The organism is Pseudomonas sp. CP4 (genome assembly GCF_047758505.1).
Classification (GTDB): domain Bacteria; phylum Pseudomonadota; class Gammaproteobacteria; order Pseudomonadales; family Pseudomonadaceae; genus Aquipseudomonas; species Aquipseudomonas fluorescens_AO.
Genome location: NZ_CP180489.1, coordinates 4586068 through 4609794, shown reverse-complemented (window position 1 = coordinate 4609794; position 23727 = coordinate 4586068). Strand labels below are relative to the sequence as shown.

24 protein-coding genes are annotated in these 23727 nt (G+C 58.7%); 14 read left to right on the top strand and 10 right to left on the bottom strand.

Translation table 11 applies throughout. The features are described 5' to 3' along the window. Positions 1-38: 38 nt before the first annotated feature. Entirely contained in the window at positions 39-218 is a 180-nt protein-coding gene (locus ACMYUN_RS20770; protein WP_016773409.1) for a PA3496 family putative envelope integrity protein, read from the top strand. Between the two features lie 88 nt (positions 219-306). Here the strand turns inward: ACMYUN_RS20770 and ACMYUN_RS20765 are convergent, their stop codons facing one another. Further along, a complete protein-coding gene (locus tag ACMYUN_RS20765; RefSeq protein ID WP_129997567.1) occupies positions 307-933 on the bottom strand; it encodes a response regulator transcription factor in 627 nt (208 codons plus the stop codon). Between the two features lie 429 nt (positions 934-1362). On the opposite strand from ACMYUN_RS20765, the gene ACMYUN_RS20760 reads away from it, so the two are divergent. Further along, complete coding sequence (locus ACMYUN_RS20760) at positions 1363-2076, top strand: hypothetical protein (RefSeq protein WP_415761633.1); 714 nt, start codon at positions 1363-1365, stop codon at positions 2074-2076. Positions 2077-2194: 118 nt separating this feature from the next. Here the strand turns inward: ACMYUN_RS20760 and ACMYUN_RS20755 are convergent, their stop codons facing one another. After that, a complete protein-coding gene (locus ACMYUN_RS20755; RefSeq protein ID WP_415761632.1) occupies positions 2195-3412 on the bottom strand; it encodes an argininosuccinate synthase in 1218 nt (405 codons plus the stop codon). Between the two features lie 129 nt (positions 3413-3541). Beyond that, complete coding sequence (locus ACMYUN_RS20750; RefSeq protein ID WP_415761631.1) at positions 3542-4456, bottom strand: flagellar protein MotY; 915 nt, start codon at positions 4454-4456, stop codon at positions 3542-3544. A 160-nt stretch (positions 4457-4616) separates the two neighbouring features. Between ACMYUN_RS20750 and pyrC the strand changes: the two genes are divergently transcribed. After that, positions 4617-5663 carry a dihydroorotase gene (gene pyrC, locus ACMYUN_RS20745; protein ID WP_039758357.1) on the top strand — a complete coding sequence of 349 codons (1047 nt, stop codon included), beginning with the start codon at positions 4617-4619 and terminating at the stop codon, positions 5661-5663. Then, positions 5660-6337, top strand: coding sequence for a ribonuclease T (gene rnt / locus ACMYUN_RS20740; protein ID WP_090285860.1), 678 nt, complete (start codon positions 5660-5662; stop codon positions 6335-6337). Before pyrC ends, rnt begins: the two co-directional genes overlap by 4 nt. 74 nt (positions 6338-6411) lie before the next feature. Here the strand turns inward: rnt and ACMYUN_RS20735 are convergent, their stop codons facing one another. Next, positions 6412-7014, bottom strand: coding sequence for a peroxiredoxin (locus ACMYUN_RS20735; RefSeq protein ID WP_003227723.1), 603 nt, complete (start codon positions 7012-7014; stop codon positions 6412-6414). 312 nt (positions 7015-7326) lie between these two features. Here ACMYUN_RS20735 and ACMYUN_RS20730 point away from each other — a divergent pair, with 312 nt between their 5' ends. Both ACMYUN_RS20730 and bfr read left to right on the top strand, forming a co-directional pair. Then, positions 7327-7545, top strand: a complete 219-nt coding sequence (locus ACMYUN_RS20730; protein ID WP_003227725.1) for a bacterioferritin-associated ferredoxin — start codon at positions 7327-7329, stop codon at positions 7543-7545. Positions 7546-7745: 200 nt separating this feature from the next. Then, entirely contained in the window at positions 7746-8219 is a 474-nt protein-coding gene (bfr, locus tag ACMYUN_RS20725; protein ID WP_039758367.1) for a bacterioferritin, read from the top strand. Positions 8220-8509: 290 nt separating this feature from the next. On the opposite strand, the gene grxD is transcribed toward bfr, so the two are convergent. The 3 genes from grxD to ACMYUN_RS20710 form a co-directional block, all read right to left on the bottom strand. Continuing rightward, entirely contained in the window at positions 8510-8851 is a 342-nt protein-coding gene (gene grxD, locus ACMYUN_RS20720; RefSeq protein ID WP_016773402.1) for a Grx4 family monothiol glutaredoxin, read from the bottom strand. A 97-nt stretch (positions 8852-8948) separates the two neighbouring features. Then, a complete protein-coding gene (locus tag ACMYUN_RS20715; RefSeq protein WP_415761630.1) occupies positions 8949-11054 on the bottom strand; it encodes a molybdopterin oxidoreductase family protein in 2106 nt (701 codons plus the stop codon). Between the two features lie 135 nt (positions 11055-11189). Beyond that, positions 11190-11480, bottom strand: coding sequence for a hypothetical protein (locus ACMYUN_RS20710; RefSeq protein WP_016773401.1), 291 nt, complete (start codon positions 11478-11480; stop codon positions 11190-11192). Positions 11481-11883: 403 nt separating this feature from the next. Here ACMYUN_RS20710 and argF point away from each other — a divergent pair, with 403 nt between their 5' ends. Together argF and ACMYUN_RS20700 are read left to right on the top strand one after the other, a co-directional pair. Beyond that, positions 11884-12804, top strand: a complete 921-nt coding sequence (argF, locus tag ACMYUN_RS20705) for an ornithine carbamoyltransferase (RefSeq protein ID WP_039758373.1) — start codon at positions 11884-11886, stop codon at positions 12802-12804. Continuing rightward, on the top strand, positions 12801-13910 hold the full coding sequence (locus ACMYUN_RS20700) for an ABC transporter ATP-binding protein (protein ID WP_415761629.1): 1110 nt from the start codon (positions 12801-12803) through the stop codon (positions 13908-13910). Before argF ends, ACMYUN_RS20700 begins: the two co-directional genes overlap by 4 nt. A gap of 112 nt (positions 13911-14022) precedes the next feature. On the opposite strand, the gene ACMYUN_RS20695 is transcribed toward ACMYUN_RS20700, so the two are convergent. Both ACMYUN_RS20695 and ybaK read right to left on the bottom strand, forming a co-directional pair. Beyond that, positions 14023-14805 (bottom strand): PhzF family phenazine biosynthesis protein, encoded by a 783-nt coding sequence (locus ACMYUN_RS20695; protein WP_415761628.1) that lies wholly within the window; start codon positions 14803-14805, stop codon positions 14023-14025. A gap of 99 nt (positions 14806-14904) precedes the next feature. Next, positions 14905-15375, bottom strand: a complete 471-nt coding sequence (gene ybaK, locus ACMYUN_RS20690; RefSeq protein WP_415761627.1) for a Cys-tRNA(Pro) deacylase — start codon at positions 15373-15375, stop codon at positions 14905-14907. Positions 15376-15725: 350 nt separating this feature from the next. On the opposite strand from ybaK, the gene ACMYUN_RS20685 reads away from it, so the two are divergent. From ACMYUN_RS20685 to glpD, 4 genes are all read left to right on the top strand, one after another. Beyond that, on the top strand, positions 15726-16577 hold the full coding sequence (locus ACMYUN_RS20685) for an MIP/aquaporin family protein (RefSeq protein ID WP_016773396.1): 852 nt from the start codon (positions 15726-15728) through the stop codon (positions 16575-16577). A gap of 77 nt (positions 16578-16654) precedes the next feature. Next, positions 16655-18157 carry a glycerol kinase GlpK gene (gene glpK, locus ACMYUN_RS20680; RefSeq protein ID WP_024014162.1) on the top strand — a complete coding sequence of 501 codons (1503 nt, stop codon included), beginning with the start codon at positions 16655-16657 and terminating at the stop codon, positions 18155-18157. 95 nt (positions 18158-18252) lie between these two features. Beyond that, positions 18253-19008: a DeoR/GlpR family transcriptional regulator gene (locus ACMYUN_RS20675; protein WP_007953179.1), complete on the top strand. Its 756-nt coding sequence runs from the start codon at positions 18253-18255 to the stop codon at positions 19006-19008. 312 nt (positions 19009-19320) lie between these two features. Next, on the top strand, positions 19321-20856 hold the full coding sequence (gene glpD, locus ACMYUN_RS20670; RefSeq protein WP_415761626.1) for a glycerol-3-phosphate dehydrogenase: 1536 nt from the start codon (positions 19321-19323) through the stop codon (positions 20854-20856). Positions 20857-20933: 77 nt separating this feature from the next. On the opposite strand, the gene ACMYUN_RS20665 is transcribed toward glpD, so the two are convergent. Beyond that, positions 20934-21821 carry a LysR family transcriptional regulator gene (locus tag ACMYUN_RS20665; RefSeq protein ID WP_039758518.1) on the bottom strand — a complete coding sequence of 296 codons (888 nt, stop codon included), beginning with the start codon at positions 21819-21821 and terminating at the stop codon, positions 20934-20936. A gap of 105 nt (positions 21822-21926) precedes the next feature. Here ACMYUN_RS20665 and ACMYUN_RS20660 point away from each other — a divergent pair, with 105 nt between their 5' ends. Then, entirely contained in the window at positions 21927-23279 is a 1353-nt protein-coding gene (locus ACMYUN_RS20660; protein ID WP_415761625.1) for an MFS transporter, read from the top strand. Continuing rightward, positions 23276-23686, top strand: coding sequence for a DUF4440 domain-containing protein (locus tag ACMYUN_RS20655; protein ID WP_415761624.1), 411 nt, complete (start codon positions 23276-23278; stop codon positions 23684-23686). The genes ACMYUN_RS20660 and ACMYUN_RS20655 overlap by 4 nt, the downstream gene beginning before the upstream one ends. The last annotated feature ends 41 nt before the right edge of the window (positions 23687-23727 follow it).

Genomic DNA, 23727 nt, shown 5'->3' with positions numbered 1-23727 from the left:
AGGAGCGCCAAAGGCAGTCTTAGCCGGGAGTTGACTTCATGAGTACCGACAAAGAGCAACTGGATGTAGAAGAAGATTTTATTGCCGTCGAGGCCGATGAGGTCGAACCGGTGGTTGAGGTGGCGAAGACCAACCTCAGCAAGCGTCGCACAATCGACAACCTGCTTGAGGAGCGCCGACTGCAAAGGCAATTGGCCGATTACGACTTTGATCTGTGATACCTGAAGGCCTCCCGAAGCGGAGGCTTTTCATTTTCTGCGACAACCAAGCTTGATCGGCCCATGACGGTCTCAGTTGTCGAATCGTTCATACCAGGCCATTGCGCTGCGCCAACTCGATCAGATCAACCAGAGACCGCGCATTGAGTTTCAGCAACAGACGAGTCTTGTAAGTGCTCACGGTCTTGTTGCTCAAGAACATGCCATCAGCGATTTCCTTGTTGGTCTTGCCGCGCGCCAGCTGCTGCAACACCATCATTTCCCGCCCGGACAGACGATCGACCATGTCCGCTTCACTCGCATTGCCCAGACTGGTTCGCACGGTATGCAGGGCCTGATTGGGGAAATAGCTGTAGCCGGATAGAACTGCCTTGATCGCACTCAGCAATTCGGTCAGATCTTGCTGTTTGCATACATATCCCGCAGCGCCTGACTGCATGCAGCGCATGGAAAAATGTCCGGGAGCCTGGGAGGTCAGCACCAGAACTTTGACCGGCATGGCGGTGGACGTCAGGCGCGCAATAACTTCCAGCCCGTCGAGTTTGGGTATCCCGATATCCAGAATGACAAGATCCGGCATTTGTTCGCGAGCAATTTGTAGTGCATCAACGCCATTATCCGTTTCTGCAATGACTTCGTAGCCATGCCGTTCCATCAGCATACGTACCGCAAGTCGAATGACGGGATGGTCATCCACGATCAGCACTTTATTCATGGGCAAGTCCAGTTTTCGCTGTTCGAATTTTTAGAACACGCACGATATCCCAGTCACTTGCTGTAGCGCATAGCAACTTTTACACGCACTTGCATCGAGAGACATTCCCTACAGGTATTGAGGATAATTCCCACAAATAGACCCCGCCATACCCAGCCTAATCGTACTGCTTGCTTCAAGACCGCATCGATTTTGCGGATAAACGCCTACGCGTCCTACGCCGCGCCGAAGTCATACGTAATGCCATCTTCCCCCGAATTGTCGTGCTGATTGCCGATTAGACATATGACGTTACGAAGCGACAGCACCGCAAGTTCGACACACCCTCAGCCAGTCTATAAAACTTGAAACAACACCCAGAAACTTTAATGATCGCTTTTGCTATATATAGAAACAGTCAATACCCAACACACAACATAGAACTTAATCATGCTCAAGATAAAGAACAAGATAACCAACCCAATGACAGTTATCGCCATATTTGCCATTCTTTCGGAAACATCCGCGGCGGTCTCGCTGCCGTTTCTGGATAATAAGGATCGGGAAATCTATGTGTGGTTTCTGATCAGTTTTCCCTTTTACTTGTTATTTCTTTTTTTCATCACGCTCAACTTCAATCACCGCTCCCTCTACTCACCCTCGGATTTCGGCAAAGACAAAAGCTTCCTCAAGGCGACTGGACATCCGGAACGCGAGAGCGAACGAAAAGTACCGTTGCGTAAAACCGATGAACCGTGCGCTTTCGAGATAACCAGCTGTGTGGTATCCAGCAACACTGCGGGGGGCGGATTTCAGCGTCCCTGCAGGATCCATAACGCGCCCGACCCTCCGCTCGACATGGCAAGCCAGGCCAGCCCGGTGGTCCAGACCATCAAGCTGTCACCACTGATAAGCGAACTGAACATTATCGACGCCAGAGATGTTGACGCGTCCAGAGAATTCGATGCGATTCTCGAAACTCTCCGGAGCGGTGGGAAAAAAAAACCGCGTGTTCTGGTTTTCCTGTCGAATCATGTTTCGGACTCTCCGGCACATACCGCGCTGCAACAGCTCAAACAGGCGAAGAAAAGCTCAGGCACAGCGCTGTGTGTCGTTTACAACCTGTGCACGCAGACAGTCACCTTGCTGGGGCGAACAAGCTGACGGGACGACCCGCCAACAGGCAGACAAGAGAAACGGCTTGATGAACCACACAAAAATTCCGAAAAAAAAGGCGGCCCTGAACAGGCCGCCTTTTTTATTGCGCGTCGATCTGAACCGCTCAGAACAACTTGCGACCCTTGTTGGCAGCAATCCGCATGCGCAGCGCGTTGAGCTTGATGAAGCCCGCCGCGTCCGCCTGGTTGTAAGCACCGCCGTCTTCTTCAAAAGTGGCGATGTTGGCGTCGAACAGCGAATCGTCGGACTTGCGGCCGGTGACGATGACGTTGCCCTTGTACAGTTTCAGGCGCACAACACCGTTCACGTTGACCTGCGAAGCGTCGATCATCTGTTGCAGCATCAGACGCTCAGGGCTCCACCAGTAACCGGTGTAGATCAGGCTGGCGTACTTGGGCATCAGCTCGTCTTTGAGGTGAGCGACTTCGCGATCCAGAGTGATCGACTCGATGGCGCGGTGAGCGCGCAGCATGATGGTGCCGCCCGGGGTCTCGTAGCAGCCACGGGACTTCATGCCGACATAACGGTTTTCGACGATGTCGAGACGACCGATACCGTGCTCGCCGCCGATCTTGTTCAGCGTCGCCAGAACGGTGGCCGGAGTCATCTCGACGCCGTCCACCGCGACGATGTCGCCGTTGCGGTAAGTCAGTTCCAGGTATTGCGGGGTGTCGGGAGCCTTCTCCGGGGAGACGGTCCAGCGCCACATGTCTTCTTCGTGCTCGGTCCAGGTGTCTTCCAGCACACCGCCCTCATAGGAGACGTGCAGCAGGTTGGCGTCCATCGAGTACGGGGATTTTTTCTTGCCGTGGCGCTCGATCGGGATCGCGTGCTTCTCGGCGTAGTCCATCAGCTTCTCGCGGGACAGCAGGTCCCACTCGCGCCAAGGGGCGATCACTTTCACGCCCGGCTTGAGCGCGTAGGCGCCCAGTTCGAAACGTACCTGGTCGTTGCCCTTGCCGGTGGCGCCATGGGAAATGGCGTCGGCGCCGGTTTCGTTGGCGATTTCGATCAAACGCTTGGCGATCAGCGGACGGGCGATGGAAGTACCCAGCAGGTACTCGCCTTCGTAAACGGTGTTGGCGCGGAACATCGGGAACACGAAATCACGCACGAACTCTTCGCGCAGGTCGTCGATGTAGATTTCTTTGACGCCCATGGCCTGAGCCTTGGCGCGGGCCGGTTCGACCTCTTCGCCTTGACCGAGATCGGCGGTGAAGGTCACCACTTCACAGTTATAAGTATCCTGCAGCCACTTGAGGATCACCGAAGTGTCCAGGCCGCCGGAATACGCCAGAACGACCTTGTTTACGTCCGCCATGCCATCACTCCACGGGGTTCTACGGAAAGCCGGGGAGTCTACCGCTCAAACGCGATAATTTACAGAGGCGCGACAGCTTAAGACGACAAAGCGACAGAATCTGTCGAGAGCGCGACGATGACCGGCGAGTCAGGAAGTCGCTGCGGCCGTGGCCGGCGTACTCGCTTGCGGCGCCGGAGCCGGGGCGGTAATCGGTGCGACGCGCGCCAGTTTTACGTTGACCCGCCGGTTCTTCGCACGATTGGCCTTGCTGGTGTTCGGCACGATCGGATACTGCTCGCCGTGGAAACGCACGGTGATCTGCGACTCCTGGATGCCGTTGGCCTTGAAGAAATCGACCACCGCCAGCGCCCGGCGCCGCGACAGTTCGCGGTTGGTCAGGCGATTGCCACTATTGTCGGAGTGGCCATCGAGTTCGATGTGGTTCACCGTCGGATCGGCCTTCATGTACTCGAGCATCACTTGCAGCTTGGCCTTGGCGGCCGGGTCCAGCTCAACGCCCTCGCCGGGAAAGCCGATCTGCGATTGCTTGATCTGGTCGAAATTTTGCGGCAGCAATTTCGCCACACAGCTTTGATAATCGTTGAACGCTTTGCTGAACTTGACCGGCAACAGACGCACTTCCGAGACCCGGCCATCGCCAGACGCGCGGCGCACTACCGGGCTGCGTCCGTCCAGCAGACCGCTCATCAATCCACCAGCCTGCGATTGCGAGCTGTTGAACAACACATTGCCGCTGCCCAGCCGCACAGAGCCCAGATTGATATCGCCACGCCCCGGCTGCCATGGTGCAGCGGCGGCGAGCAAGGTCGCCGAACCGCCGCCGAGCATGGCGTTGTAGGCGTTCAGCCGAAAGATCGCCTGCTCTCCGGCCTTGCGCACGAACTCGCCCGAGCCGAAATCGGTGATCGGTTGCGTCAGGCGGCACTCGAACTGGTCGCCGGCGACCGTCCACTCAATGTTCTCCAGACGGGTCTGGTAGGTCAGCGCCATCGCGGGAAGGCTGGCAAACACACTGAGCAGGGCTAAATAACGCTGGCGCACGGGAGGCTCCATTGGCTTGTGAAACACAAACACCGATTCACACAATGTTTACGGCATACCTTCGGGATATCGGACGCTTGTGGCAAAACTTGATAGCGGGTGCCTGCAAGAGTCTTTTCCGGTAGCATTCGCCTCAGTTTGACCCGCCTGGAATCCCCTCATGTCCGACCGCCTGACCCTGCTGCGTCCCGACGACTGGCACATTCATCTTCGCGATGGTGCCGTGTTGACCAATACCGTTGCCGATGTGGCCCGCACCTTCGGGCGCGCGATCATCATGCCGAACCTGGTACCGCCGGTGCGCAACGCCGCTGAAGCCGACGGCTATCGTCAGCGCATTCTCGCTGCCCGCCCGGCCGGCAGTCAGTTCGAGCCGTTGATGGTGCTGTACCTCACCGACCGCACCCAACCGGAAGAAATTCGTCAGGCCAAGGCCAGCGGTTTCGTCTACGCCGCCAAGCTGTATCCGGCCGGCGCGACCACCAACTCCGATTCCGGCGTGACCAGCATCGACAAGATCTTTCCGGCGCTCGAGGCCATGGCCGACGTCGGCATGCCGCTGTTGATCCACGGTGAAGTTACCCGTGGCGACGTCGATGTGTTCGACCGCGAAAAGATTTTCATCGATGAACACATGCGTCGCGTGGTCGAGCGTTTCCCGACGCTGAAAGTGGTGTTCGAACACATCACCACTGGCGACGCCGTGCAGTTCGTCAACGAGGCTTCGGCCAACGTCGGCGCGACCATCACTGCGCATCACCTGCTGTACAACCGCAACCACATGCTGGTCGGCGGGATTCGGCCGCACTTCTATTGCCTGCCGATCCTCAAGCGCAACACCCATCAGGAAGCGTTGCTCGATGCCGCTACCAGTGGCAGCGCCAAATTCTTCCTCGGCACCGACTCGGCGCCTCATGCCCAGCACGCCAAGGAAGCCGCCTGCGGTTGCGCCGGTTGCTACACCGCTTACGCCGCCATCGAGATGTATGCCGAAGCGTTCGAACAGCGTAACGCGCTGGACCAGCTCGAAGCCTTCGCCAGCCTCAATGGCCCGCGTTTCTACGGCCTGCCGGCTAACACCGATCGCATCACCCTGGTCCGTGAAGAATGGACCGCCCCGACCAGCCTGCCCTTTGGCGAGCTGACCGTTATCCCGCTGCGCGCCGGTGAAAAACTGCGCTGGCGCCTGCTGGAGGAACACGCGTGAGTGAAGAGCATTTCGACGACGAACTGGACGGTCAAAATGGCGGCGGCGGTTCCCGGCATCCGATGGCAGCACGTTTTCGCGGCTACCTGCCGGTTGTCGTCGACGTAGAAACCGGTGGCTTCAACGCAGCCACCGATGCCTTGCTGGAGATTGCCGCGACCACCATCGCCATGGATGAAAAGGGTTTCGTCTACCCGGATCACACCTACTTCTTCCGCGTCGAGCCATTTGAAGGTGCCAACGTCGAAGCGGCAGCCCTGGAATTTACCGGGATCAAGCTCGATCACCCGCTGCGCATGGCCGTCAGCGAAGAAACCGCGCTGACCGACATCTTCCGTGGCATCCGCAAGGCGCTGAAAGCCAACGGCTGCAAACGGGCGATTCTGGTCGGGCACAACAGCAGTTTCGACCTGGGTTTCCTCAACGCAGCCGTCGCGCGGCTGGACATGAAGCGCAACCCGTTCCACCCGTTCTCCAGCTTCGACACCGCGACGCTGGCCGGTCTGGCGTACGGTCAGACCGTGCTGGCGAAAGCCTGTCAGGCCGCCGGCATCGATTTCGACGGTCGTGAAGCGCACTCGGCGCGTTACGACACCGAAAAGACCGCTGAGCTGTTCTGCGGCATCGTCAATCGCTGGAAGCAGATGGGCGGCTGGGAAGACTTCGACGACTGATCCTTGGCGAGCAAATCCTGCGCATGAAAAAACCGGCCACGTGGGCCGGTTTTTTTGTACCTCGACGTTGCGCCTTACAGGGCTGCAGCGTTCTCGGTCAGGTAAGCCGCAACGCCTTCTGGCGAAGCGTTCATGCCTTTGTCGCCTTTCTTCCAGTTGGCCGGGCAGACTTCGCCATGCTCTTCGTGGAATTGCAGTGCGTCGACCAGACGGATCAGCTCTTCCATGTTACGGCCCAGCGGCAGGTCGTTGATGATCTGCGAGCGAACCACGCCTTTGTCGTCGATCAGGAACGCGCCACGGAACGCCACGCCGCCTTCGGATTCAACGTCGTATGCCTTGGCGATGTCGTGCTTCATGTCGGCAGCCATGGTGTATTTCACCTGGCCGATGCCGCCATTGTTGACCGGGGTGTTGCGCCAGGCGTTGTGGGTGAAATGCGAGTCGATCGACACAGCGATCACTTCAACGTTGCGTGCCTTGAAGTCAGCCATGCGGTTGTCCAGAGCGATCAGCTCGGACGGGCAGACGAAGGTGAAGTCCAGCGGGTAGAAGAACACCAGGCCGTATTTGCCTTTGATGGCCGAGGACAGGGTGAAGCTGTCAACGATCTCGCCATTGCCGAGTACGGCCGGGACGGTGAAGTCTGGGGCTTGTTTGCCTACGAGTACGCTCATTGATATCTCCTGGTGTAAAAACTTGAAGTTCAGGGTCCGCGCCAGCCTGTCACCCTCAGGCGACAGCCCTGTGACACGAACCCTCTTCGCAAGGGAGGACCATCATACACTGCGTGTTTGGCCTGTCCGTAGCGGATTTTCCCTGTTCGGTTGTCCACTGCGTATTCATGGGGTCAGACGAGCATTTGGAAAATACCGTTCGTCAGTCGCTGGGAAATTGGCTGCGAAGCGTTCCGAAAGCACTTTGACAATCATTCTCGTTAACATTAAGATCCATCGCAATTGAGTCACAACCAGCGACGGTTCTTACTTATGTATGTTTGCCTCTGCACTGGCGTCACCGACGGACAGATCCGCGAAGCGATCTATGAAGGTTGCTGCAGCTATAAAGAAGTTCGCCAGGCCACCGGCGTCGCCAGCCAGTGCGGCAAATGCGCCTGCCTTGCCAAGGAAGTGGTTCGCGAAACCCTGACCAAGCTGCAAACCGCCCAGGCCGCGATCCCCTACCCGGTAGAATTTACTGCCGCTTGATGCCCCCATTTTAAAGAACCGGACTTCGCGTCCGGTTTTTTTATGCCTGAAAATCAATTGCTTAGCGTCCAGACGCGGAACACAAACATTCTTATTCCGATTAATTTTCATTTATTATTCAATAACTTAGGTTTGACACTTATAACTGCCAAGCTCAAACTCCGCCTTATATACAGTTAATACAGGGCAGGACTCCGATCATGAAAGGCGACATTACAGTCATCCAGCATCTCAACAAGATCCTCGCCAATGAGCTGGTCGCGATCAATCAGTACTTTCTGCATGCGCGCATGTACGAAGATTGGGGTCTGAACAAGCTCGGCAAGCACGAATACAAAGAATCCATCGACGAGATGAAACACGCGGACAAGCTGATCAAGCGCATCCTGTTCCTTGAAGGCCTGCCGAATGTGCAGGACCTGGGCAAGCTGCACATCGGCGAGCACACCCGCGAAATGCTCGAGTGCGACCTGCGCATCGAAAAGACCGGCCATGCCGATCTGAAAGCCGCCATCGCTCATTGCGAGACCGTTGCCGACTTTGGCAGCCGTGAACTGCTCGAAGACATTCTCGAATCGGAAGAAGAACACATCGACTGGCTGGAAACCCAGCTCGGCCTGATCGACAAGATCGGCCTGGAAAACTATCTGCAATCGCAGATGGGCGAAGAGTAGGAGCTGTCGAGTGAAACGAGGCTGCGATCTTTATCGATTTCAGCCTTAATACTCAGTCAACTCGTATAACCAACAAAAAGCCCCGCCCTCTTTCGAGGTGCGGGGCTTTTTGTTGGCCGAAGATCAAAAGATCGCAGCCTCGTTTCACTCGACAGCTCCTACAGAAGAAGCAGAAGTCGCATGAAACCGATGTGGGAGCGGGCTTGCTCGCGAAGACGTCGTGTCAGTCACCATCACAGCAAACTGAGAGACTGCTCTCGCGAGCAAGCTCGCTCCCACATAAAGCCTGATCAGGCTTCGGACTTGTTCGCCGCTGCCGCTTCGACAGCCGCCTTGATGGTGCTTTGCAGCGAACCGTCTGCAGCCATCTCGGTCATGATGTCGCTGCCGCCGACCAGTTCACCGCCGACCCACAGTTGCGGGAAAGTCGGCCAGTTGGCGTACTTCGGCAGGTTGGCGCGAATTTCCGGGTTCTGCAGGATGTCCACGTACGCGAACTTTTCACCACAGGCCATCACAGCCTGCGCAGCTTTTGCGGAGAAGCCGCACTGCGGGGCATTCGGCGAGCCTTTCATGTAAAGCAGAATGGTGTTGTTGGCAATCTGCTCTTTAATCGTTTCGATGATATCCATGGAGCACCTCGGCTGAACTTTCCGACTCAGAGGTCGGCACGGTGGCGCATTGTAACGGAATCCCGAGCGCCATGCTCGGTCTCCCCGACAGACCCGCTCAAGCCGCCGCCACCGTCACCGGCACGCCATTCAACGCCGCGTTGCCCGACAGTTCGTCGAGCTGGCACTCGTCGGTCAGGTCGTTGGCGCTCGACCCCGGCTGGCCGCTGGCAATCGCCATCTGCACGCCCGGGCGCGCGTGGCCCCACCCGTGGGGCAGGCTGACCACGCCTTTCATCATGTCGAGGCTGGCGAGCACTTCCACTTCAATCTGCCCGACCCGCGAGCTCACGCGAACCCGTTGCCCGTCGGCCAGACCACGGCTGGCCAGGTCATCCGGGTGCATCAGCAACTGATGCCGCGGCTTGCCCTTCACCAGTCGATGAAAATTGTGCATCCACGAATTGTTGCTGCGTACATGGCGACGGCCGATCATCAACAATTCATCAGCAGCCGGCGCCTGCAATGCGGCGAAGCGCGCGAGGTCGGCGAGAATTTCCGGCGGTGCGGCCTGGATACGCTGATTCGGCGTTTTCAGACGTGACGGCAGGTTCGGTTTCAACGCACCCAGATCGATGCCGTGGGGATGATCGTGCAGGGTCGCCAGCGACAGCTTGTGCTCGGACGCATCGCCGTAGCGGCCCATGCGCAGGCCCATGTCGATCATCTTCGCGGGCGGCATCGTCGGTTTCAGCTCCTTGCCGGTTTTCTCGGCGAAGGCTTTGGCTAGCCCGACAAAGATCTCCCAATCATGCAAAGCCCCCTCGGGCTTGCCGAGGATCGCGCGATTGAAGCGGGTCACGTTACGCACCGCGAACAGATTGAAAGTGGTGTCGTAGTGATCGTTTTCCAGCGCCGAAGTCGACGGCAGGATCAGATCGGCATAACGCGTGGTTTCGTTGATGTACAGGTCGATGCTGAGCATGAAGTCGAGGCCGTCCAGCGCCTGTTCCAGTTGCCGGCCGTTGGGTGTCGACAACACCGGGTTGCCGGCCACGGTGATCAGCGCGCGGATCTGCCCCTCGCCCTCCGTGAGCACTTCTTCAGCGAGCGCCGAAACCGGCAACTCGCCGCCGTATTCAGGACGCCCGGAAACCCGGCTCTGCCATTTGTTGAAATGCCCGCCCGAGGTCGACGCCACCAGATCCACAGCGGGTTCGGTGCACAAAGCACCGCCGACGCGGTCGAGGTTGCCGGTGACCAAATTGATCAACTGCACCACCCAGTGACAGAGGGTGCCGAAGGCCTGCGTCGAAACGCCCATGCGCCCGTAGCAGACCGCACTCGGCGCAGCAGCGAAGTCGCGCGCCAGTTGGCGGATCTGCTCGGCCGGCACCGCGCACAACGGGCTCATGGCTTCGGCACTGAACGATGCCACGGCGTTGCACACCTCATCCAGGCCATCGACCGGCAAATGACTGTCGCGGGTCAGGCCTTCGCTGAACAGCGTATTGAGCATGCCGAACAACAGCGCCGCATCGCCACCGGGGCGAACGAACACATGCTGATCGGCCATCGCTGCGGTTTCGCTGCGGCGCGGATCGACCACCACCACTTTGCCGCCGCGCGCCTGAATCGCCTTCAGACGCTTCTCGACATCCGGCACGGTCATGATGCTGCCGTTCGACGCCAACGGATTGCCACCGAGGATCAGCATGAAATCGGTGTGATCAATGTCCGGAATCGGCAGCAGCAAACCGTGGCCATACATCAGATAGCTGCTGAGGTGGTGCGGCAGTTGATCGACCGACGTTGCCGAGTAGCGATTGCGGGTTTTCAGCAACCCCAGGAAGTAATTGCTGTGGGTCATCAGGCCGTAGTTGTGCACGCTCGGATTGCCCTGATACACCGCAACGGCGTTCTGCCCGTGACGTTCCTGAATCGTCGCCAGTTTCTCGGCCACCAGCGCGAACGCCTCGTCCCATTCGATCGGCAGCCATTCGCTACCGACGCGGCGCATTGGCTGGCGCAGGCGGTCGGGATCGTTCTGAATATCTTGCAGGGCCACGGCTTTTGGGCAGATATGACCACGACTGAAAGTGTCGAGGGCATCACCCTTGATCGAAGTGATCGCAACGTTGCCATCGGTTTCCGTGGTTTCGATGGTCAGGCCGCAAATGGCTTCGCACAGGTGGCATGCACGGTGGTGAAGAGTCTTGGTCATGGCCAGTCTCTATCTTGTTCGGAGGCAGGCAATCACGCCCGCGGGAACAAAACTATGGCCCGTGCGCGGAGGCGGCGCCAGCGACGTTCGTCTTGTGAATCGACGGTTATCAGGACAGCCGATAAACCGCCCGCATCAATTCGGCGGCAACTGCGGCGGCGCAGCCAGCTGGATTTCCTGGATGGTTTCGATCTGCTCATGGGCGACGTGCACGCCGGTGAGTTCGCCGATCAGACGCCAATGCTCATCAAGCCCGGCGCTGATAGTGGCCATGCGATCGATCATGTGTCGACCGGCGGATTTGACCACTTCGTCGTCACTGCGCAGCAACTCGAAAGACATCGACGTAACTGACGCGGTGAGATGGGTCAGGGAGCGAGCCGTGTGGCCCAGCAGTTCCATTAACAGTTGTTCTTTCGATTCCATGCGGAGGCTTCCTGCGTCGCTCGAAACTTATTTATAACCCAGCACTTTGCTTTAGCAAATGTTTCAGTCTGATCATCCGACCAAGCGAAACCTTGGCGCAGCGGTCGTAACCCGAGCAAGCCGAACTGATGCCGTCGCGGCGCATTGCCAAGCGCGGCGGGGCCAGTGTACAAAGACTCTCGCTGCTGCAATCAACTCGGCTTCAACAGGCGCGATCGAATTATTCGGTCCGCTGTCCGATCCCGCAGAAACCGTAGCCTATTGGCGTAACGCGACATTTAGTGTCAATATCGCGCCTCCCCCTATTTCGTCGCCCCGTGCGGCTTACGCCGCAGGTCTCGCCCGTTGTTCCGTTAAACAAGGCTTTGAGCATCTGCGGTCTGTAGCAAAAAGGTAGTCAATGATGAGCGCAAGGCACTTTCTCTCCCTGATGGATTGCACGCCCGAAGAGCTGGTCAGCGTGATCCGTCGAGGCGTTGAGCTCAAGGACCTGCGTAACCGCGGCGTACTGTTCGAGCCATTGAAAAACCGCGTGCTGGGGATGATCTTCGAGAAATCCTCGACCCGTACCCGGATCTCTTTCGAGGCCGGCATGATCCAGCTCGGCGGCCAGGCGATCTTCCTGTCCCCGCGCGACACCCAACTGGGCCGTGGCGAGCCGATCAGCGACTGCGCCATCGTCATGTCGAGCATGCTCGATGCGGTGATGATCCGCACCTTCGCCCACAGCACCCTCACCGAATTCGCCGCCAACTCACGCGTGCCGGTGATCAACGGCCTGTCCGATGATCTGCACCCGTGCCAGTTGCTCGCCGACATGCAGACCTTTCTTGAACACCGTGGCTCGATCCAGGGCAAGACCGTGGCCTGGATCGGCGACGGCAACAACATGTGCAACAGCTATATAGAAGCGGCGATTCAGTTCGACTTCCAGCTGCGCGTGGCCTGCCCGGAAGGTTACGAGCCGAATCCCGAGTTTGTCGCCAGAGCTGGCGATCGCGTGACCATCGTCCGCGATCCGCAGGATGCCGTGCGTGGCGCGCATCTGGTCAGCACCGACGTCTGGACTTCGATGGGCCAGGAAGAGGAAACTGCCAAGCGCCTCAAGCTGTTCGCGCCGTTCCAGGTCAACCGTGCCCTACTCGACCTCGCTGCCGAGGACGTGCTGTTCATGCACTGCCTGCCGGCGCACCGTGGCGAAGAAATCAGTCTCGACCTGCTCGATGACCCGCGCTCCGTCGCCTGGGATCAGGCAGAAAACCGTCTCCACGCACAGAAGGCCCTGCTCGAGTTCCTCGTCGAACCGGCATATCACCACGCATGAGCCATGAATTACTGCTGAACCTGCGCAACCTCGCTTGCGGCTATCAAGATCAACGCGTGGTGCAGAACCTCAATCTGCACCTCAATGCCGGCGACATCGGCTGCCTGCTCGGCTCGTCGGGCTGCGGCAAGACCACCACCCTGCGCGCCATCGCCGGTTTCGAACCGGTGCATGAAGGCGAAATCACCCTCGGTGGCGAAACCCTCTCCAGCGCCGGTTTCACCCTGGCGCCGGAGAAACGCCGGATCGGCATGGTGTTCCAGGACTACGCGCTGTTCCCGCACATGAGCGTGGCCGACAACATCGCCTTCGGCATCCGCAAGCACCCGAACAAGGCGCGCGTGGTCGAGGAACTGCTGGAACTGGTCAACCTGAAAAACCTCGGCAAGCGCTTCCCCCACGAGTTGTCCGGTGGTCAGCAACAGCGCGTCGCCCTCGCTCGTGCCCTGGCGCCGGAGCCGCAACTGCTGTTGCTCGACGAGCCGTTCTCCAACCTCGATGGCGAGCTGCGCCGCAAGCTCAGCCATGAGGTGCGCGACATCCTCAAGGCCCGTGGCACCAGTGCAATTCTGGTCACCCACGATCAGGAAGAAGCTTTCGCCGTCAGCGATCACGTTGGCGTGTTCAAGGAAGGTCGGCTGGAACAGTGGGACACGCCCTACAACCTCTACCACGAACCGGCAACGCCGTATGTCGCCAGTTTCATCGGTCAGGGTTACTTCATTCGCGGCCAGCTCGTCAGTCCGGAGTCGGTGCAGACTGAGTTGGGTGAACTGCGCGGTAATCGCGCCTACACCTGGCCGATTGGCGGTGCGGTGGATGTGCTGCTGCGTCCGGATGACATTGTTTACGCGCCGGACAGCGCATTGCAGGCGCAGATTGTCGGCAAGACATTCCTCGGCGCGGCGACCTTGTATCGCCTGCAACTGCCGACTGGCGCGCAGCTGGAATCGATCTTCCCCAGCCATGCCGATCATCTGGTCGGCGCGCAGGTCGGGATTCGCGTAGCGGCGGATCACCTGGTGCTGTTCCAGGCTTCGGGGAGCACTGCGGCACAGATTCCGGCGGTGGAAAACGGCGTCCGTCGATTCAGCACCAGCCTCTGATCCGCAAAATTGTGGGAGCGAGCCTGCTCGCGAATGCGGTGTTTCAGTCGCCGAAGATGTTGACTGAAAGAGCGCTTTCGCGAGCAGGCTCGCTCCCACAGTTGGTATTGCCTCAGCCTAAAAACAGGGTACCGCTGGCCACCAGCGTCGCATTGCCGCCAATCTTCACTCGCTCCCCTTCCAACCGACAGAACAACTCCCCGCCCCGCGCCGAGCGCTGGCACGCGGTCAGGTTCGATTTGCCCAGACGCTTGGCCCAGTACGGAATCAGGCTGCAATGGGTCGAACCGGTCACCGGGTCTTCATCGATGCCGATCGCCGGGGCGAAATAGCGCGAGACGAAGTCATGCTGATTGCCACGCGCAGTGACAATCGCGCCCAGCCACGGCAGTTTCGCCAGCGCCGCCATGTCGGGTTTGCAGTCGAGTACGGCCTGTTCCGAATCCAGCACCACGAACAGCTCGTTGGAGCCGAGTACATCAACCGCCTCGACACCGAGCGCCCGCTCGACATCCAGCGTCACGCCGATTTCCGACGGCACAATGGTCGGGAAATCCAGCCACAAGCGGTCGCCTTCACGGCTGACACTCAGCGGCCCGGACTTGCAGGTGAAGTCGATACGCTCGGCACTTTCCTTATGGATTTCGAACAGTACGAACGCGCTGGCCAACGTCGCATGCCCGCACAGCGGCACTTCAGTGGTCGGGGTGAACCAGCGGATATGCCAGGCCTGGCCTTCGCGCACCAGAAACGCGGTTTCCGCCAGGTTGTGCTCGGCGGCGATTTTCTGCATCAAGTCATCGGCCAGCCAGCTGTCGAGCCGATAGACCATCGCCGGATTGCCACTAAACGGCCGATCACTGAACGCGTCGACCTGATGAAACGCAAGCTGCATGATTTTCTCCCTGAATTGGTCAACCGAGCATGCATTGGCGGGCCGGATCAGTGCCAGTGACAGAATCTGATTTTTTTCTTCATACAGCCGATTTTGAAACTACGCGCGGCCGATATCAGCAAACTTCGCCTGGGTGTACTCGGCCAGAACCGCCGGTGCCAATTCCACTTCCAGTCCTCGCCGCCCGGCACTTACATAAATAGTGGCGAACCCCTGAGCGGAATTGTCGATGAAGGTGCGCAGGCGTTTCTTCTGCCCGAGCGGGCTGATGCCGCCCAACAAGTAACCGGTTGAACGTTGCGCGGCAGCCGGGTCGGCCATTTCGGCTTTCTTCACTCCGGCGGCATGGGCCAGCCCTTTGAGGTCGAGCGTTCCGACGACCGGCACCACGGCCACCAGCAGTTCGCCTTTTTCACTGGCGGCCAGCAAGGTTTTGAACACCTGCGCCGGTTCAAGCCCAAGCTTCTCCGCTGCCTCCAGCCCGTAGGACGCGGCCTTCGGATCATGTTCGTAACTGTGCACGCGATGTTCGGCACGAACTTTTTTCAACAAGTCCAACGCTGGGGTCATGGCAGCTCCGGGTTCGGCAATCTTTGAAAAAGCTGCGGCCGATTCTAGGTCATCGTTGGGCAAAAGGCTCTATTCCAAGCCGCAAATCCCGTGGCTTTGCGCTGTATTCAAGCTGATCGCCGCGCTGATCATTCACACGGCGAATAGTTTTATTGTGACCGACGGTTCACTTTCGACCTTTGACAGGTTTGTTTCTTGTCTATATTTTTTCGAATCTGAATAATGTAAGAATCATGCTCCGCGCAGTACCCAGCAGTAACCCGGGAACCGAATGGGGATTCCGACCCGGTGAAGATCGCGTCCTGCTCCGTTGGCAAGGCGCTACACAAGAAAAAGAACCGAGGTTTTCAATGACAGCTGCTTTACCGCAACCATCGCTTTCCGGCCAATGCATGGCCGAATTCCTGGGCACTGCCCTTTTGATCTTCTTCGGCACCGGTTGTGTCGCCGCGCTCAAAGTCGCGGGCGCCAGCTTCGGCCTGTGGGAAATCAGCATCATCTGGGGCGTCGGCGTGAGCATGGCGATCTACCTCACCGCCGGGGTTTCCGGCGCGCACCTGAACCCGGCCGTAAGCATCGCTCTGGCAATCTTCGCTGACTTCGAAAAGCGCAAATTGCCGTTCTACATCCTTTCGCAGATCGCCGGCGCCTTCTGCGGCGCGTTGCTGGTTTACACGCTCTACAGCAATCTGTTCTTCGATTACGAACAAACCCACCAGATGGTTCGCGGCTCGGCTGCCAGCCTCGAACTGGCGTCGGTGTTCTCGACCTACCCGAACCCGGTGCTGTCGACGGCCCAGGCATTTCTGGTCGAGATGATCATCACCGCGATCCTGATGGGCGTGATCATGGCCCTGACCGATGACAACAACGGCCTGCCACGCGGCCCGATGGCGCCGCTGCTGATTGGTCTGCTGATTGCCGTGATCGGCAGTGCGATGGGTCCGCTGACCGGTTTCGCGATGAACCCGGCGCGTGACTTCGGTCCGAAACTGATGACTTTCTTTACCGGTTGGGGTGAAATTTCCTTCACTGGCGGTCGAGATATTCCGTATTTCCTGATTCCGATTTTTGCACCGATTGTCGGTGCCTGCCTCGGCGCTGCCGGGTATCGCGGGCTTATCGCCCGTCACCTGACCGGCGCCACACCTGCTACAAAGGATGCAGAACCGGCCATTGACGGCAAACCAAGAACTTCTTGAAACAGTCGGCGCCGGCTCCTGCCCATCCGAGCCGGCGCCACGGCCCACTCTCCCTTATTTCGTCCAAGGCAATCGACATGACCGACATTCAGAACAAGAACTACATCATTGCCCTTGATCAGGGTACGACCAGCTCCCGCGCGATCATTTTCGACCGCGATGCGAACGTGGTCTGCACCGCGCAGCGCGAATTCGTTCAGCACTACCCGCAGGCCGGTTGGGTCGAGCACGACCCGATGGAAATCTTCGCCACCCAGAGCGCAGTGATGGTTGAGGCACTGGCCCAGGCCGGCCTGCATCATGACCAGGTCGCCGCCATCGGTATCACCAACCAGCGTGAAACCACCGTGGTCTGGGACAAGACCACCGGCCGGCCGGTGTACAACGCTATCGTCTGGCAGTGCCGCCGCAGCACCGAGATCTGCCAGCAGCTCAAACGCGATGGCCACGAAGACTACATCCGCGACACCACCGGTCTGGTCACCGACCCGTACTTCTCCGGCACCAAGCTGAAGTGGATTCTCGACAACGTCGAAGGCAGCCGCGAGCGTGCGCGCAACGGCGAGCTGCTGTTCGGCACCGTCGATAGCTGGCTGATCTGGAAATTCACCGGCGGCAAGGTGCACGTCACCGACTACACCAACGCCTCGCGCACCATGCTTTTCAATATCCATTCGCTGGAATGGGATTCGAAGATGCTGGAGATCCTCGACATCCCGCGCGAGATGCTCCCGGAAGTCAAAGCCTCCTCGGAAATCTACGGTCGCACCAAGAGCGGCATCGCCATCGGCGGTATCGCCGGCGACCAGCAGGCAGCACTGTTCGGCCAGATGTGTGTCGAGCCAGGCCAGGCGAAAAACACTTACGGCACCGGTTGCTTCCTGCTGATGAACACCGGCGACAAAGCGGTGAAATCCCAGCACGGCATGCTCACCACCATCGCTTGCGGCCCACGCGGCGAAGTTGCCTATGCACTCGAAGGTGCAGTATTCAACGGCGGCTCTACCGTGCAATGGCTGCGCGATGAACTGAAAATCGTCAACGACGCCCACGACACCGAATACTTCGCCAACAAGGTCAAGGACAGCAATGGCGTGTACCTGGTGCCGGCGTTCACCGGCCTCGGCGCACCGTACTGGGACCCGTATGCCCGTGGCGCGCTGTTCGGCCTGACGCGCGGCGTGCGCGTCGATCACATCATCCGCGCCGCGCTGGAGTCGATCGCCTACCAGACCCGCGACGTACTCGACGCCATGCAACAGGATTCCGGCGAACGCCTCAAAGCCCTGCGCGTGGACGGCGGTGCGGTGGCGAACAACTTCCTCATGCAGTTCCAGGCCGACATCCTCGGCACCCAGGTCGAACGCCCGCAAATGCGCGAAACCACCGCACTGGGCGCGGCTTATCTGGCCGGTCTGGCTTGCGGCTTCTGGGGCAGCCTGGAAGAACTGCGCGGCAAAGCAGTGATCGAGCGCGAGTTCGAACCGAGCCTTGACGAAACCGAGAAAGAGAAACTCTACAAAGGCTGGAAAAAAGCCGTCAGCCGCACCCGCGACTGGGCACGTGAGGACGCTGAATAAGCCAGCCTTGAGTTACACATAGGCATCTAACTGGTCGGGAGCGGATTCCTGCGGCATCATGGGCAAATTTTGCACGGCAGCCCAAAGGAAGCCCCATGAATCTGCCTCCCCGTCAGCAGCAAATCCTCGAACTGGTCCGCGAACGCGGCTATGTGAGCATCGAGGAAATGGCCACGCTGTTCGTTGTCACCCCGCAAACCATCCGCCGTGACATCAACCAGCTCGCGGAAGCCAATCTGCTGCGTCGCTACCACGGCGGCGCCGCTTACGATTCCAGTGTCGAAAACACCGCGTATGCGATGCGCGCCGATCAGATGCGCGACGAAAAGCAACGCATCGGCGAAGCCATCGCCGCGCAGATCCCCGATCACGCCTCGCTGTTCATCAATATCGGTACCACCACCGAATCGATCGCTCGCGCCCTGCTCAATCACAGCCACTTGAAAATCATCACCAACAACCTGCACGTCGCCTCGATGCTCAGCGCCAAGGATGATTTCGATGTGCTGCTGACCGGCGGTAACGTGCGCCGTGACGGCGGTGTCGTCGGTCAGGCGAGTGTGGATTTCATCAATCAGTTCAAGGTCGATTTCGCCTTGGTCGGGATCAGCGGGATTGATGAGGACGGCAGCCTGCTCGACTTCGATTATCAGGAAGTTCGCGTTTCCCAAGCGATCATTGCCAACGCGCGGCAGGTGATTCTGGCGGCGGACTCAAGCAAGTTCGGGCGTAACGCGATGATTCGACTGGGGCCGATCAGCCTGATCGATTGCCTGGTCACTGATCAGCAACCGGTGCCGGCGCTGGCGCAGTTGCTGAGCCAGCACAAGATTCGCCTCGAAGTCGTTTAATCTCTCGCTTGGTCGTTCCCACGCTCGCGTGGGAATGCAGCCCGGGACGCTCTGCGTCCCCCCATCAAGAAGCCGACGCGGAGCGTCGATGGATGCATCCCCACGCAGAGCGTGGGAACGATCTGCACAACAACACCTCTTCTGCGCCGTCTCGCGCATATCATGTTCGATAATTTTCCTTTCTTCGCCCTTCGATGAGTTTTTTCAATCGAAGGCGACTGGCTGCGCGCGTGTTTATGGGCTACCATTTTCGCAAATGAACATTAATGTTCGATTTCCAAGACATAAAACCAAAAGAACCGAGGCCAGCCGATGTCCACCTCTACCTTGCGTACGCCCCCTCTCTCCGAGATCTATGACGTTGCCGTGATTGGCGGCGGGATCAATGGCGTGGGGATCGCAGCGGATGCCGCCGGTCGCGGTCTTTCGGTGTTCCTTTGCGAAAAAGATGACCTGGCCAGCCACACCTCGTCGGCCAGCAGCAAGCTGATCCACGGTGGCCTGCGCTATCTGGAGCATTACGAATTCCGTCTGGTGCGCGAAGCGCTGGCCGAGCGCGAAGTGCTGCTGGCGAAAGCGCCGCACATCGTCAAGCCGATGCGTTTCGTCCTGCCGCACCGCCCGCACCTGCGTCCAGCGTGGATGATTCGTGCCGGCCTGTTCCTGTATGACAACCTCGGCAAGCGCGAGAAGCTGCCAGGTTCGAAAAGCCTGAAGTTCGGTGCCGACAGCGCGCTGAAAAGCGAAATCAAGAAAGGCTTCGAATACTCCGACTGCTGGGTCGATGACGCCCGCCTTGTGGTGCTGAACGCCATGGCTGCCCGCGAAAAAGGTGCGCATGTGCACACCCAGACGCGTTGCGTCAGCGCACGTCGCACCAAAGGCCTGTGGCATCTGCATCTGGAGCGTGCCGACGGCAGCCTGTTTTCGATCACTGCCAAAGCTCTGGTGAACGCCGCCGGCCCATGGGTGGCCAAGTTCATCCGTGACGACCTGAAGATGGAATCGCCGTATGGCATTCGCCTGATTCAGGGCAGCCACATCATCGTGCCGAAGCTGTACGAAGGCGAGCATGCGCACATTCTGCAAAATGAAGATCAGCGCATCGTTTTCACTATTCCGTACCTGAACCACTTCACGCTGATCGGCACTACCGACCGCGAATACACCGGCGACCCGGCGAAAGTGGCGATCACCGAAGACGAAACCGATTACGTGCTGAAAGTGGTCAACGCGCATTTCAAGAAGCAGCTGAGCCGTGAAGACATTATTCACAGCTACTCGGGCGTTCGGCCGCTGTGCAACGACGAATCCGACAACCCGTCTGCGGTCACCCGCGATTACACCCTGGCGCTGTCGGGCAGCGCCGAAGAAGCCCCACTGCTGTCGGTGTTCGGCGGCAAGCTGACCACTTACCGCAAGCTGGCCGAGTCGGCGATGGCGCAGTTGATGCCGTTCTTCACCCAGATGCGCCCGAGCTGGACCGCCACCGCTACCCTGCCCGGCGGTGAAGACATGACCACGCCAGAGGCGCTAAGCGCGCGGATCCGCGACAAATTCGACTTCGTGCCGACTGAAATCGCCCGGCGCTGGGCCGTCACCTACGGCAGCCGCACCTGGCGCATGCTCGAAGGCGTGGAATCCCTGGCCGACATGGGTGAGCACATCGGCGGCGGGCTCTACACCCGCGAAGTCGACTACCTGTGCGGCGAAGAGTGGGCGACCACGGCGCACGATATTCTGTGGCGTCGCACCAAGCTTGGCCTGTTCACCACGGCGGAGGAGCAGCAGAAGCTCGCGACGTACTTGGGCAAGGTTGAGCTGAATCGGAAGATCGAGGCGGCTTGATCTCAACGTTCAAATGAAAGCCCCTGAATCGAGAGATTCAGGGGCTTTTTGTTGCGTCCAGTGAGGGGCTTTTGATTTCAACGCCCCAAATGTGCAAGCAGGAAATCGATAAACACCCGGGATTTGTGCGGCAGGTGCGGCGTATCAGGAAATACCAGACTGATCGGCTGCAAGGGCAGCGAGTATCCAGGCAATACGCGGACTAGACGCCCACTGACAATATCGGCCTCTATCATCCACGCTGGCAGCACCGACACGCCCATCGACGACAAGGTCATAGCACGAATCGCCGTCGAGGAGTTTGACTGGAAATGACCGGCGCCATTGATTTCGGCCGCCTCCCCCACACCATCGCGTAAAACCCACTGCGTCGGCGTTAGCAAATTGCTGTTGGCGATCCACGGCGCAGCACTGAGATCCAGCGGTGTTTTTACCGGATAGCGGGCCAGAAATCCTTCAGTGGCCACCAGTACGATTTCATAGTCCGCCAGCTTCCGGCTCTTGAAAGCCGAGTCCGCCAGGTTGCCCAGGCGAATCACCAGATCCAACCGTTCGGCGAGCAGATCATTCAGCGAAGAGTTGAAGTCGTAGCACAGGCGGATGTCCGGATAGCGCTCGGCGAACAGCGGAATCAGCGGCAGGATGAATCGCTCGCCGTATTCACTGGTGGAACTGATCCGCAACGTTCCCGATACGCGGTTCGTGCCGTGCATGACCCGGTCAAAAGCTGTGTCGATATCGGCCACGATGGCTTTGAATTCGTTGTAAAAGCTTTGCCCGGCCTCGGTAAGAGCCACAGTACGACTGTTGCGCAACAACAGAGTCGTCGACAGCGCCGCTTCCAAGGCTTTGATGTGCAGACTGACCATGGCCCGGCTGAGGTTCAGATGGTTCGCAGCCTTGGTGAATGAACCCAGTTCGACGATCGCCAGAAACGTCTGCACCCGATTCAAGTGAGTGTGCAGAGCGCCCTGAATCACCGTTCAATCCCTTCAAACATTGTGTTCAGCCCCATTGCATCGACGCGCGGAGTCTATCGTCCCTATGCTCGACGACAAAGGGGAAACAGCATGAGTTACCGCTACAAAGTCGCGTCGGTGTTTCTGCTCGGCTTCTTCATCGACTGCATCAACATTTTCATGTCGGCCGTGGCTCTGCCCAGTCTGTCGGCAACCTTGCACGTCAGCAGCTCAGCGGTGGCGTGGGTCGGCAATGCTTACATTCTCGGTCTTACGCTGATCGTTCCTGTGAGCACCTGGCTGGCCGCACGCTTCGGCAGCCGGGAAATCCTTACGGCCTCGATGTTGCTGTTCGCAGCAGCGGTATGTCTGTGCGGCCAGGCCGACAGTTTCCATGAACTGGTGATCTGGCGCTTCGTCCAGGGCATCGGTGGCGGCTTGTTGATCCCGGTCGGTCAGGCGCTGACGTTCAATCTTTTTCATGGCGAGCAACGGGCGAAAATATCCACGCTGATAATGGCCGTCGCTCTGATCGCACCAGCGATCTCACCCACCGTCGGCGGGCTCATTGTCGACAGCAGTTCGTGGCGTTGGGTGTTTTACAGCAACATCCCGTTTTCGCTGATCGCCGCCGGGCTGTCCTGGTTATGGATCAGGGAAAGCAAACCCGCCGAGCTTCAGCGTCCGGACATCAAAGGCCTGCTGCTAATCAGCGCAGCACTCGCGAGCCTGTTGATGGGCATGTCGCTGTACGGTGGCGATTATCCTCCGCTGGCAGCGCTGGGTTTTCCCATGGCCGGCCTGATATTCGTCGCCTTTTATCTGCTGCACTACCGCCGTTGCACCAACGCAATCATCGAGTTGAGTTTGCTCAGAAGCAAAAAACTCAGCACCTCGATTTTCATTTATTACGCGATTCCCGGTGTGTTCACCGGGGTCAATCTGATGAGCATTTTCTTTCTGCAGAACACGCTGCACTTCAGCGCCCGGCTGACCGGAATGTTCATGATCCTCTACGCCACCGGGGCATTCATCGCGATGACTATTGGCGGCCGGGTCTACAACCGGGTCGGCGCCAAGCGCCTGTTTACCCTCGGCATGCTGTTGCACAGCGCCGGCATCGCCACGCTGGTGCTGGTCGATGTGCCAGGTGATCTGTGGCTCATCGTCAGCGCCTACAGCCTGATGGGCATCGGCGGCGGTATCGGGGCGAATACCGCGCAAACCACCTCACTGATGGACTTTGCTGGTGGCGATACACACAAGGCCAGTGTCATCTGGAACATCAATCGCCAAGTGTCCTTCAGCCTCGGCGCCGCACTATTTCTGATGATTTTCAATGTACTGCTCGAGCCATTCGGCCCTCCGCATGCCTATCACGCAACTTTCGCTATTGCAGCGTTGGTCGGCCTGTTGCCGCTGTTGCTGATGAATCAACTGAACCCCGAAAAGGAATGTCCATGACGTACGACCCGATCGACCAAGCCGAACACAGCGTTCACCACGTCCACGAGCTGATCCTTCAGGTATTCAACAATGCCGACGGCAACGGTGCCGCGAGCATCGAGCCGTTAATGCAGGCATTCGCCGACAACTTCAGCATGATCGGCATTTCGGCGATTCCTTTGAATCGCTCCGAGGTCGAGCAACTGTTCAGGGAGGCGGTCGGCGCCAGGGCCGGACTGGAGATTGAAATCAGCGATCTGCATACGGTCTGGCAGCAGAACGAGACACTTGCCTTGAGCTACGTCGAAACCCATCGGTTGAACGGCACGGAACATCAACGCGTGTCGGTGGCGATCCTGCGCACACAGACAGATGGGGTGAAGTGGCTGTATTTGCACGAAACGCCCTTGAGTCGCGAAACCTGAAATAGCCCTCACAACGCGTTCGGTTTTCCGAACGAGACTCT